9 protein-coding genes and 1 pseudogene are annotated in these 11,772 nt (G+C 56.7%); 9 read left to right on the top strand and 1 reads right to left on the bottom strand.

Annotated elements, in window-relative coordinates; translation table 11 throughout:
* The 8 genes and pseudogenes from SWE17_RS12105 to SWE17_RS12070 all read left to right on the top strand — a co-directional run bounded on the left by SWE17_RS12105 (nucleotide 1) and on the right by SWE17_RS12070 (nucleotide 8,749).
* The gene (locus SWE17_RS12105) at nucleotides 1–786 is read left to right on the top strand and encodes a phytanoyl-CoA dioxygenase family protein (protein ID WP_322993345.1); all 786 of its coding nucleotides are present in this window, start codon (nucleotides 1–3) and stop codon (nucleotides 784–786) included.
* A 144-nt stretch (nucleotides 787–930) separates the two neighbouring features.
* Complete coding sequence (locus tag SWE17_RS12100) at nucleotides 931–2,028, top strand: dipeptidase (protein ID WP_322993344.1); 1,098 nt, start codon at nucleotides 931–933, stop codon at nucleotides 2,026–2,028.
* Nucleotides 2,029–2,165: 137 nt separating this feature from the next.
* On the top strand, nucleotides 2,166–3,647 hold the full coding sequence (locus SWE17_RS12095) for a nucleobase:cation symporter-2 family protein (RefSeq protein WP_322993343.1): 1,482 nt from the start codon (nucleotides 2,166–2,168) through the stop codon (nucleotides 3,645–3,647).
* A 173-nt stretch (nucleotides 3,648–3,820) separates the two neighbouring features.
* A complete protein-coding gene (locus tag SWE17_RS12090; RefSeq protein ID WP_322993342.1) occupies nucleotides 3,821–4,855 on the top strand; it encodes an ABC transporter substrate-binding protein in 1,035 nt (344 codons plus the stop codon).
* Nucleotides 4,856–4,979: 124 nt separating this feature from the next.
* Nucleotides 4,980–5,798 carry an ABC transporter ATP-binding protein gene (locus SWE17_RS12085; protein ID WP_322993341.1) on the top strand — a complete coding sequence of 273 codons (819 nt, stop codon included), beginning with the start codon at nucleotides 4,980–4,982 and terminating at the stop codon, nucleotides 5,796–5,798.
* A gap of 14 nt (nucleotides 5,799–5,812) precedes the next feature.
* Nucleotides 5,813–6,580: an ABC transporter permease gene (locus SWE17_RS12080; protein WP_100117841.1), complete on the top strand. Its 768-nt coding sequence runs from the start codon at nucleotides 5,813–5,815 to the stop codon at nucleotides 6,578–6,580.
* Nucleotides 6,581–6,631: 51 nt separating this feature from the next.
* Nucleotides 6,632–7,462, top strand: a complete 831-nt coding sequence (locus SWE17_RS12075; protein ID WP_322993340.1) for an urease accessory protein UreD — start codon at nucleotides 6,632–6,634, stop codon at nucleotides 7,460–7,462.
* A 150-nt stretch (nucleotides 7,463–7,612) separates the two neighbouring features.
* Nucleotides 7,613–8,749 (top strand): annotated as a pseudogene (locus tag SWE17_RS12070) (MgtC/SapB family protein).
* 1,006 nt (nucleotides 8,750–9,755) lie between these two features.
* On the opposite strand, the gene SWE17_RS12065 reads toward SWE17_RS12070, so the two are convergent.
* Nucleotides 9,756–10,391, bottom strand: coding sequence for an HAD family phosphatase (locus tag SWE17_RS12065; protein WP_322993339.1), 636 nt, complete (start codon nucleotides 10,389–10,391; stop codon nucleotides 9,756–9,758).
* A gap of 334 nt (nucleotides 10,392–10,725) precedes the next feature.
* Here SWE17_RS12065 and phnD point away from each other — a divergent pair, with 334 nt between their 5' ends.
* Nucleotides 10,726–11,772 carry a phosphate/phosphite/phosphonate ABC transporter substrate-binding protein gene (gene phnD, locus SWE17_RS12060; protein WP_322993338.1) on the top strand — a complete coding sequence of 349 codons (1,047 nt, stop codon included), beginning with the start codon at nucleotides 10,726–10,728 and terminating at the stop codon, nucleotides 11,770–11,772.

The following is an 11,772-nucleotide window of genomic DNA, read 5'->3' as shown; positions in this document are numbered from 1 at the left end:
ATGAGCGCGCCGCAGCTTGACACCCTGCTCCAGCGCGTGCAGGCCTGCACCACCGACCAACATGTGGCCGATTACCAGCGCGACGGTGCGGTGTGCATCCGCAACCTGTTCACGCCAGACGAAGTGGAATTGCTCAAAAGCGGCATCGAAGCCAACCTGGCCCAGCCCAGCCCGCGCGGCATGGTGGCCAGCAGGCCCGACGACCCGGGGCGCTTTTTTGAAGACTTTTGCAACTGGCAGGACATCCCGCAGTACAAGCGCTTCATCTTCGACACGCCCCTGGCCGCACTGGGGCAGCGCCTGATGCAAAGCCAGACGGTGCGCCTGTACCACGACCACCTGCTGGTCAAAGAGCCCGGCACGCGCCAGCGCACGCCCTGGCACCAGGACCAGCCGTACTACAACGTGGACGGTCTGCAAAACATCAGTTTCTGGATTCCGGTGGACCCGGTGTCCCGCCCGTCCACGCTGGAGTTTGTCGCGGGCTCACACCGTGGCCCCTGGCTCATGCCACGCACCTTCATGACGAACCAAGCCAAATGGTTCCCAGAAGGATCCCTGGCTGAATTGCCCAACATCGACCAGCACCGCGAAGACTTCCCCATCATCGGCTGGGACTTGCAGCCGGGCGACTTGGTGTGTTTTCACATGCTCAGCCTGCACGCTTCAGCAGGCGTGGACGGCATACAACGCAGGCGCGTGTACTCGGTGCGCTTTTTGGGCGACGACATGACCCACGCGCCACGGCCTTGGGTCACTTCGCCGCCCTTCCCAGGGCTAGACTAAGAGCTGCCTGCCGGAGTGCCGATGGACCATGCGCTGTTTCCCTTGATGGCGGTTTGAAGCATTACGGGTTGTCTCGAGAGTATCTGGCGTTACTTCCTCTTTGGGGATAATCCAACGCATGTGATTAACCAGCCAGGAGTGAACGTGCGTACAGATTTGAATCGCCGTCAAACCTTGGGCCTGCTGGCCAGTTGCTTGGCCTTGCCAGGAGTCAGCAGAGCACAAACCACTTACCCCTTGGCTGATGTGCATTCGCATTTGGGTTTGATTCAAAAATCTATCGCCCGCGCCGATTTTCTAGAACAAGCACAAGAAGCCCGCTTGGGTTTGATGGCTTGGTGCGTGGTGCCCGATGGCCCCTGGTTACGCGCCACCCCTTCAGGTATTGAACAAAGAGCTGAGCCGGGCAAGGGGCAACTGGCCTTTGAGTTCAACCGAAAAATAGGCGACATCAAGTCTTATTTGCAAGACAAAAAAATCCCATTCATCACCACCGCTGCTGATGTTGATGAAGCGATGTCGGGCAAACCCTATGTGGTTTTGTCTTCAGAGGGCGCCGACTTTTTGGAAGGGCAGTTAGACGATCTGTCAAAAGCACATGCGCAGGGTTTGCGTCATTTGCAACTGGTGCATTACATCCGCAGCCCCATCGGTGATCTTCAGACCATCGCCCCCCGATTCGGCGGCTTGACGCCCTTGGGGCAGTCTCTGGTGGCCGAGTGCAACAAGTTGGGCATCCTCATCGATTTGGCACACAGCGATCCGATCAGCGTCGAGCAGGCTTTGGAAATTTCTAAAAAACCCATGATCTGGTCACATGGCTGGGTCTCCATGACACAAGGGCGCTTTGACGACAGATTTGGCGTTTTGGCGCGAAGGCTGGCGATCAGCAATGCCAAAAAAATAACCGACAAAGGCGGCATCATTGGGTTGTGGTCGCTGGGTATCAGCGAAGGGGGGAGAGCTCTGTACCCTGAATACCCCATTGCACTTGACCCCAACAAGCGCCACAAAACCTATGCAGAGGGCATTGCCAAAATGGTCAAAGAACTTGGCGCCGACCACGTTTGTTTTGGTACCGATATTGAAGGCGTGGGGTCTAACGGGGTCGTGAACTACTACCGCGAATTGAGATTGGTCGCCAATTTGTTGTCTGACACCGGACTGAGCGACTCTGAAATTCAAAAAGTTTGCATCGGCAACTACGCACGCGTGTTGAAAGCGGCCATGAGTCCAACTTGAATGCAAATCCTCCAACCTCAGGGTAAACGAGGTAACGGTTGGCATTTAATTTTGTATACAGTTTCGAACACAAAGAAGCACACATCTAGTTTCTTTGCGGTTTTCCCCCCTCTGTTTACTTTTCAGGAGACCCCTCCATGAGTTCAACCATCCACCCCGTGGACGAGCATTTGCCCAATGGCAAGCTCGCCGCTTTGGGCCTGCAACATGTGCTGGTGATGTATGCCGGCGCGGTGGCCGTGCCCCTGATCGTCGGCCGCGCCCTCAAACTCAGCCCTGAACAAGTGGCGATGCTGATCTCCGCCGACCTGTTTTGCTGCGGTTTGGTCACGCTGATCCAATCGCTCGGTGCCACACAGTGGTTTGGCATCAAATTGCCCGTGATGATGGGCGTGACGTTTGCTTCTGTGGCCCCCATGGTCGCCATGGCCAACAACAACCCGGGCGTGCAAGGCGCCGGGCTGATCTTTGGCGCCATCATTGGTGCGGGGGTGATATCGATCTTGATTGCGCCCATCGTGAGTCGGATGCTGCGGTTTTTCCCGCCTGTCGTCACCGGCACCATCATTGCCGTCATCGGCATCAGCTTGATGCGTGTGGGCATCAACTGGATTTTTGGCAACCCCTTCGGCCCCACAGCGCCCAGCATCCCTAACCCGGAACACCTGGCCTGGCTCGATGCCGCCAAACAAGCGGCCAGCACGGGTGCGGTGCCCCCAGTGCCTGCCGGCATGAACATTGTGGGCTCGGTGCCCAACCCCAAGTACGCGCAGCTGTCGCACATCGGCATCGCCGCCATCGTGTTGGTGTCTATCTTGCTGATTGCCAAGTACGCCCGTGGCTTTGTGGCCAACATTTCGGTGCTGCTGGGCATCGTGATCGGTGGTGTGGTGGCCACGGCCGCTGGCCTCATGAACTTCGACAAAGTCAGCAAAGCCGGCTGGTTTGACTTGGTTCTGCCCTTCGAAATCGCCACGCCCGTCTTTGACCCGATCCTGATCCTGACCATGACCTTGGTAATGATTGTGGTGATGATCGAGTCGACCGGCATGTTCCTCGCCTTGGGCGATCTGACCGGCAAAAAAGTCGATCAAAAAATGCTCACCGCAGGTCTGCGCACCGACGGTCTGGGTACGCTGATTGGCGGTATCTTCAACACCTTCCCCTACACCAGCTTCTCGCAAAACGTGGGTTTGGTGGGTGTGACGGGCGTGAAAAGCCGCTTCGTCTGCGTGGCAGGCGGCGTGATCCTGATCGTGCTGGGTCTGCTGCCCAAAATGGCGGCCTTGGTTGAGTCGCTGCCCACCTTCGTCTTGGGTGGTGCGGGCTTGGTGATGTTCGGCATGGTGGCCGCCACCGGTATCCGTATCTTGGCCAGCGTGGACTACAAAGGCAACCGCAACAACCTGTTCATCGTGGCGATTTCGATCGGCTTTGGCATGATCCCGCTGATCGCACCGCGCTACCTGCAATGGATGCCCCACAGCATCCACCCGCTGATCGAGTCGGGCATCTTGCTGGCCTCCATCAGCGCTGTGCTCTTGAACCTGTATTTCAACGGCTCCAAGGGTGACAGCCGCGACGCGATTGAAGCGGCCAAACAAGCCGAAGCGCATTGAAAAGGTGCGTGGATACTTTTAACCCCATTTTGGTGCCACAGAAACGTCGCTTCGGCACCAAAAAAGGGGGTTTCTAGGGGATGAACCTGACACAGCTTGTCAGAACCATGGTCGATAATGGCACCGAATTTGCTAAACAAGATTCACCGTTTATTTGACCCTGGAGCCCCCTTATGAACAAGCGTTTCTTCATCAAAGCCACAGCCGCATTGGCAGCTGTGGCTTCTTTCGGTTTGGCGCAAGCCCAGACCACCCCCATCAAGTTTCAGATGGACTGGCGCTTTGAGGGCCCTGCTGCTTTCTTTCTGGTCCCCGGCACCAAAGGCTATTTCAAAGATGCCAAGCTGGACGTGACCGTCGACTCTGGCAACGGTTCCGGTGGCGCAGTCACCCGTGTGGCCTCGGGCACTTACGACCTGGGCTTTGCCGACTTGGCCGCCCTGATGGAATTCCACGCCAACAACCCTGACGCCCCCAACAAGCCTGTGGCCATCATGATGGTCTACAACAACACACCCGCTTCGGTGATGGCTTTGAAGAAGTCCGGCATCAAGACACCTGCCGACTTGGCTGGCAAGAAGCTGGGCGCTCCTGTGTTTGACGCCGGTCGTCGTGCTTTCCCCATCTTCCAGAAAGCCAACAGCATTGGCAACGTGGCCTGGACCGCGATGGACCCACCCCTGCGCGAAACCATGTTGGTGCGTGGTGACGTGGACGCTATCACCGGCTTCACCTTCACTTCCTTGCTGAACATCGAAGCGCGTGGCGTGAAAGCCGAAGACGTGGTGGTCATGCAGTACCCCGATTTCGGCGTCAAGCTCTACGGCAACGCGATCATCGCCTCGCCCAAGATCCTGAAGGAAAACCCAGCCGCTGTGAAAGCGTTCCTGACTGCCTTCACCAAGGGCGCCAAAGACGTGATGGCTGATCCGGCCAAAGCCATTGAATCGGTCAAGGCCCGTGACGGCATCATCAACGTGGCCCTCGAAACTCGCCGCTTGCAACTGGCCATCGACACCGTTATCAACAGCCCATCGGCCCGCGCCGAAGGCTTTGGCCAGATCAACGGCCCACGCTTGACACTGATGGCTTCGCAAGTGTCGGACGCGTTCAACACCAAGACCCGCGTCAAGGTTGAAGACATCTGGAACGGTGCGTTCTTGCCCACAGCCAAAGAGCTGGACATCCTGCCCAAAGGCAAGAAGTAAATCAGCGCGAGCTGCGGGGCCATCGCCCCCCTGCGCCTAGCCCACCTTCACCCTTCTGGGGTCGGTGGGCTTTTACAGGGCGTAGCGTGTATACACTTTCGAACACCATTTTCGAGCATTCACCATGACCCAAGAATCATTCGTTGATTTCCAGAATGTCTGGCTCGCCTACAACGACGAGTTGCTGGCGCAAAACCACTTCGCGGTTGAAGACATCAACCTGCAAGTCAAACAAGGCGAGTTCATCGCCATCGTTGGGCCATCGGGCTGCGGCAAGTCCACCTTCATGAAGCTGACCACCGGCCTGAAGATGCCCAGCAAAGGCCGCATCCTGGTGGACGGCCAGCCTGTCACCGGTCCGCTCAAGATCAGCGGTATGGCGTTTCAGGCTTCATCGCTTCTGCCGTGGCGCACCACGCTCGACAATGTGTTGCTGCCGCTCGAAATCGTGGAGCCCTACCGCACGAACTTCAAACAGAAAAAAGCCGAATACGTGGAGCGCGCACGCAAGCTCCTGAACACCGTGGGATTGGGTGGCTATGAAGACAAATTCCCTTGGCAACTCTCGGGCGGCATGCAGCAACGCGCCAGCATTTGCCGGGCTTTGATCCATGAGCCCAAGATGCTCTTGCTCGACGAGCCCTTTGGTGCGCTCGACGCGTTCACGCGTGAAGAGCTCTGGTGCATCTTGCGCGACTTGTGGACCGAGCAAAAGTTCAACGTGATTTTGGTCACGCACGACCTGCGCGAATCGGTGTTTTTGGCCGACACGGTGTACGTGATGAGCAAGAGCCCCGGCCGCTTTGTGGTGAAAAAAGAAATCGATCTGCCGCGGCCGCGTGATCTAGAAATCACCTACACCCCCGAATTCACCAACATCGTGCACGAGCTGCGCGGTCACATCGGTGCCATGCGCAAAACCGGCGCGGCCATCAACCAATAAGCGGGAGCCCCCTCATGAACAAGAAATCCCTCGAAACCTGGTCGCCCTGGATCTTGCTGGTGCTGAGCTTGCTGATCTGGGAAGGCCTGTGCCGCGCCTTCAACGTCTCTGAATTCGTTTTCCCAAGTCCTTGGCGCATTGCAGAACAAACCGTGGAATACCGCGACGTGATCGCAGGTCACGCCTGGCGCACCTTCTGGGTGACCATGGTGGGCTTTGGCATTGCCATTGTGGTGGGCGTCCTGCTGGGGTTCATCATCGGAAGCTCGCGCTTGGCCTATGCCGCCGTGTACCCACTCATGACCGCCTTCAACGCGCTGCCCAAAGCGGCGTTCGTGCCGATCTTGGTGGTGTGGTTTGGCATCGGCATCGGCCCCGCTATCTTGACGGCTTTCTTGATCAGCTTCTTCCCAATCATGGTGAACATCGCCACCGGTTTGGCCACGCTCGAGCCTGAGCTCGAAGACGTGCTCCGCGTATTGGGCGCCAAACGCTGGGACGTGCTGGTCAAAGTCGGCCTGCCCCGCTCCATGCCTTACTTTTACGGCTCTCTCAAAGTCGCGATCACACTGGCCTTTGTGGGCACCACCGTGTCCGAGATGACCGCATCGAACGAAGGCATTGGTTACCTGTTGATCTCGGCCGGATCGGCCATGCAGATGGGTCTGGCATTTTCGGGTCTGGTGGTGGTGGGTGCCATGGCCATGGTCATGTACGAGTTGTTCAGCTACATCGAAAAGCACACCACCGCTTGGGCACATCGCGGCTCGCAGGGTGAATAAAACGTGTGAACGGTTAGACGTGAAGTTGGACAAACCCATCGACTGCGCCATATGACTTGGCTCGCACGTCTGGATTTGGACTACACGCTCGAAGCCGAGCGCAGCGTGGCCCGCTACCTGCACCAAGGCCCGCTGCGCATCTTGCAAAGCCTCTACCCCGAAGGCGATGCGGTCTGCCACAACGTGCTGGTGCACCCGCCCAGCGGCTTGGTGGGTGGCGACACACTCGACATGCGCGTCACTGTCGGACCCGGCGCACATGGCTTGGTGACCACGCCCGGCGCCACCCGCTTTTACAGAAGCGAAGCAGGCTTGGCCACCCAACAGGTGCATGCCCAATTAGAAACAGGTTCACGACTGGAATGGTTGCCTCTCGAAGCCATTGCCTACAACGGGTGTGAGGGTCTCAACCGTGCTGTGTTCGACCTGGCTCCTGGGGCTGAATTGATCACATGGGACATCACCGCCTTAGGGTTGCCAGCGGCAGACATGCCTTTCACTCAAGGTGCATTCCGCCAACACCTGGAAATTCCCGGCGTGTGGCTGGAACGCGGCACGATCAACGCCAGCGACACCCGATTGATGAACAGCCCGCTGGGCCTGGCAGGCCAGCGCTGTATGGCCACACTGGTGTTTGCAGCGGGCAGTGCCATCGCTCAAGAACGCTCTGATCGCGCCCTGGCCTGTGCGCGTGAGTTGCTTGAAGCGTCTGAACTGCGGCTGACTGCGGGAGCTACATCGCCTCACCAACAGGTGATCGTGCTGCGGGTGCTGTCGCCCGTGACCGAGCCGGCCTTTCAACTGCTGCGAATGGTGTGGGCTGCTTGGCGGCATGAGCTGTGGGGGTTGCCAGGAGACGTTCCGCGGTTGTGGAACATGTAACCCCAGAGATTTTTTCTCCCAAGCGCCAGTTCATCACTCATTCAGCAGGCCACAGGCTCTTTTTCCAAGGCCTGGTTCAATCAGAGAGTGATCTGGATCACTGTGAGGCGCTGGGCCTCGTGTTCAGATGCGGATGATGTTTGTTTTGCTATGAACTCCACCGCGCATTGGATGGGTTTGCTGACCGCCCTGGGGGTGGGTTTGCTGATCGGTGTGGTGCGCGAGCGGCGACACCAACCCGGTAGAACCAAGGCTGGCACGCGAACGCATGCGCTGGTGGCGATGCTCGGCTATGTGAGTTGGAGTTTGGGCACTTGGCCATTTGTGGCCATTGTGCTGGTGATTGGTGCGTTGGTGATTGGCGGTTATCAGGCCACCGCCCAAAGCGATCCCGGCCAGACGGGCGAGGTGGCCTTGCTGGCGACATTGATGCTGTCGGCGCTGGCGCAGCACAACCCGAGCTTGTCTGCGGCTCTCGGTGTGCTGGCTGCCGCAGCACTGGTCGTGATGCCGCTGCTGTCGGACCTAAAGATAGACCCCTGGGGTGTGCTGCAACCCACCACGCTGTGGCGCATCGTGGTACTGGTCATGGCGGTCGGCATGCTGGGCCATGTCGCACAGCGTACGCTAGGGGGGCGTTGGGGTATGCCACTGGCGGCATTCTTTTCGGGTTTTGTGTCCTCCACTGCCGTGGTCGTCAGTACGGGTCAGCGCGTGCGGGTAGGGCAAAGTGAGGCACTGCCTGCAGCGGCTTGAGCCCTGCTGGCCAATCTGGCGTCGTTGACGCTGTTTGCCGGGGTGCTGGGGGCCGCATCACCGACGCTGCTGTTTGCCATGCGCTGGCCACTGGTCTTGGCGGGCCTTGGCTTGCTTCTGGTGGTGCTGCTCGCCTTGCGTCGCATCGATGGGGACGGTAGCAATACCCCAACAGGGCGTGCCTTCAAGCTCACTCATGCCCTCGGCATGGCCAGCATCATCGCCTTGATGTCCTTGCTCGCCGCTTGGCTGCAACATGCTTTTGGCGATGTCGGTGTGCTGGTGGCAGCCCTGTGTGTGGCATGGGTAGAAGTGCATGCCGCAGCCGCCAGCATTGCCCAACTGGAACAGACAGCCGGCATGACGCCTGAGTGGGCGCACTGGGCACTGGTGGCCGTGCTGGCCTCCAGCGCAGTGGCCAAAACCGCTTTGGCGATGGCCAGCGGTGGGTTTCACTATGCCCTGGCCGTAGGACTGGGATTCGTGGTTATGGTGGCGGGCTGTGCGGTTGGCGTGTTGTGGTTTGTCTGAAGGGGCCTTGCTGGATGAAAGTCTGCTTGAGGCTGTAAGCGGACCATGACAAGCTGGAACCAAGTGCAGGAACCACAGTAAAGCTGCCACTGCCTCACGATGTGGGCTGGCTTTTTCTATCCTCACCATGCCTTATTTGATGTGATTTAGATGTCTTTGTTTTGAATTGATATTGCGAAAAAAAGAGCAAAAAACCCCTCAAATCCGTCCAATTTCCGTCCACTCCGACCATTTTTCGTCCACTAAAGCAGAGTTTCTTTGAAGTTTTTTGTTGAAATTTGGTGCTGTAACTACATGATTTATAAGGATAAAAGTTCTTAAATGCCCCAATTCCGTAAACTCTTGCCGAGCCCTGCTAAGGGAGTATGGGGTGTAGAGCCTCATCGAGGGTTCGAATCCCTCCGTTTCCGCAAGTGACCTAGTAAAAATGCGCCTTCGGGCGCATTTTTCATTTCTGTAGGCCATTTTGTAGGCCATTTTTTCAACGTTAGCGGAACTGTTCTCGCTCTTTTCTAAAGTGTCCCTGTCGAGGCGTCGGAAGCTTGTGACGTCATTTGTAAGCCCGCCCCCAGCAAGATCGTGGTGATAGTAGTCTCGAACCGAATGTCCCCTGATAGTAGGTGCGCCAGCAGTGATAGTAGACATCTCGGGCTGGGTGATAGTAGTCACACTTGATAGTAGTTCCGCTGACAAAGGTGGCAGAAGATGGTAATAGTAGCTGCTACCCACCCCCAGTAGGACCCCCAAGACCAAGGGGGTGGGGGGATCTATTCATGGTGTGCTCTCACAGCAAAGGTCATTTTTTGAGCTTGAATAAGCTGCAGAGAAGTTGGCCAGAAGAATCCCTACCCAGTCGCTGATGCTTTCCCCTACCCGCTAGTAGTAAGAGCTGGATGCTGTCAGTCCCGAAACCCGCCAGGCCTATCTGGACGTAGTGCAGGGCTGATCAAGCCTGCGCCCAGCGTGTCTTGCAGGCCGCCAGGCTCGTGGTGCGAAACACCCGCGATCATGCAGGGAGCAAGCCAAGACCCACGAGATCTTGGCGCGCTTGCGAGGCAGAAACAAAACGCACGCCTTGCCATCCATGTTGAACGGCGACATCGATGTTGCGCTGCATATCGTCCAAGAAAACGGTCGGCGTGTGATGCAGACCCAAATGCTCGGTGGCTGTTTTGAAAATGATGGGGTCTGGTTTGACTTGTTGGACACGGGCAGAAAAAATCCCGTTATCGAACCACTGAAAAAATGCATGGTCTTGCTCAATCCATTGGGCCAAACCCAAAGGCATGTTGGACAAGTAAACCAGCCTATGGCCCGCTTCACGCAAATCAGACATGAGTTCGACCGTGTCTTGCTTGACCGTCATGTGAGGCGATAAGGCATCCACCAAAGCCAAGATATCCTGGCTTGCCAAGCCTGTGCGCCGTTCGATGCGCTCGGCAAGTTCTTTGGGCTCCACCAAACCCAGGTCGAATTGGGCCCAATCACCGTGCACGTTCATGGTCTGAAAAATCTGGTCATTCAGGTGCTTGGCCGAGGCGTCATCCTGAGCATGGTGTGGCATGACCTGTTTCAACAGTGTCAAAGGTGCCCAATGGAAAACAACGCCACCCAAATCAAAAACCACTACGGACTTGGCCATATTTTTAACCCTCAAGAAAAAGTTGTTCGAATCCTATCAGTTGTGCTAGCGACAAACCTGGTGACTTGACTCGCCAGCGACATCGCTCTCCATTTTGAACAAGTCAACCAAAACACCTTGGTGCAAGTTACTTGGCCATGCGCTGGCCATTGGCTGATGAGGTGAAGAGCTTTCAGGGTAATCCCTGCCTTTTAAATCTGGCCAATTTGGCGGGGTAAATCGCCTCATAATGCTGGTGCAAATCCATGCAAATGGAAGTCAGTCAACCGAATTTTTTTGTCGATTTCGGGCTCGGTGCGAAAAATCAATCTCAATCAAACAGGAGACTAGCAAAATGAAAAAGACGTTCTACTTGATGGCGATGGCGGTTTCTGCGGGAACCTTGTTCTCGAGCCATGCTTTGGCGCAAGACAACTGCTCCAACCGCGGGCAACTCGACACCATTTATTGCGACGCCAACAACGACATGGTCGCTGACGTGCCAACGGATCCCTCCAAACAGCGTGATCCTTCTACTTTGGTGTTTGCATGGTCTCCCACCGAAAACCCAGCGGTTTACAAGTCGATTTATGAGCCGATCATGGCCAGCTTGCAAACATGCACCGGTAAAAGGGTTGCATTCTTTAACGTCCAGTCGAACTCCGCTCAGATCGAAGCGCAGCGAGCAGGCCGCATGCACGTCGCTTTGTACGCCACTGGAGCCATTGGTTTTGCGGTGAACATGGCGGGTGGCGTGCCTTTTGTTGGTATGGGCAATGCCCAAGGTGTTGGTGGTTATCAGGTTTATGCCATCGTGAGGGCCGACAGCCCTTTCAAGAAGCTTGCAGACTTGAAGGGCAAGAAAGTGGCCCATGTGTCCCCGACTTCGAACTCTGGCAACTTGGCTCCACGGGTCTTTTTTACAGAACAAGGACTGACCCCCGATACCGATTACAAACCACTGATGTCTGGTGGGCACGACAAGTCCATCATCGGTGTGAGTTTGGGTGACTACGAAGCTGCGGCAGTGGCTTCCGATATTTTTGAGCGCATGACCGAGCGCGGCCAAGTCAAGGCGCAAGACTTCCGCATCATCTGGAAAAGCCAAGTGTTCCCGACCACAGGTTTTGTGATGTCGCACGACCTGAAGCCCGAACTGCAAAAGAAAATCACGGACTGCATGGTTTCCTATAAATTCACTGATGAGCTGAAGAAGGAATACAACGGCATGGACCGATTCCTGCCCATCACCTACAAAGAAACTTGGAAGCCCATCCGCGAAGTGGCTGAGCGCTCTGGCACGCCTTACAACCGCGCCGCCTTTGAAGCTCAGCAAAAGCGCGACGCCGATGCGGCAGCCAAACGCGCCGCAACTGCAGCAGCACCCGCACCCAAGCAGTGA

The organism is Limnohabitans sp. (assembly GCF_034680285.1).
GTDB lineage: Bacteria > Pseudomonadota > Gammaproteobacteria > Burkholderiales > Burkholderiaceae_C > Limnohabitans_A.
This window is presented reverse-complemented; position numbering and strand designations above follow the sequence as displayed.

Coding starts and splice junctions, on each gene's coding strand:
- SWE17_RS12105 (WP_322993345.1), top strand. CDS start 1: ATGAGCGCGCCGCAGCTTGACACCCTGCTCCAGCGCGTGCAGGCCTGC.
- SWE17_RS12095 (WP_322993343.1), top strand. CDS start 2,166: ATGAGTTCAACCATCCACCCCGTGGACGAGCATTTGCCCAATGGCAAG.
- SWE17_RS12090 (WP_322993342.1), top strand. CDS start 3,821: ATGAACAAGCGTTTCTTCATCAAAGCCACAGCCGCATTGGCAGCTGTG.
- SWE17_RS12085 (WP_322993341.1), top strand. CDS start 4,980: ATGACCCAAGAATCATTCGTTGATTTCCAGAATGTCTGGCTCGCCTAC.
- SWE17_RS12080 (WP_100117841.1), top strand. CDS start 5,813: ATGAACAAGAAATCCCTCGAAACCTGGTCGCCCTGGATCTTGCTGGTG.
- SWE17_RS12075 (WP_322993340.1), top strand. CDS start 6,632: ATGACTTGGCTCGCACGTCTGGATTTGGACTACACGCTCGAAGCCGAG.
- SWE17_RS12065 (WP_322993339.1), bottom strand. CDS start 10,391: ATGGCCAAGTCCGTAGTGGTTTTTGATTTGGGTGGCGTTGTTTTCCAT.
- phnD (WP_322993338.1), top strand. CDS start 10,726: ATGAAAAAGACGTTCTACTTGATGGCGATGGCGGTTTCTGCGGGAACC.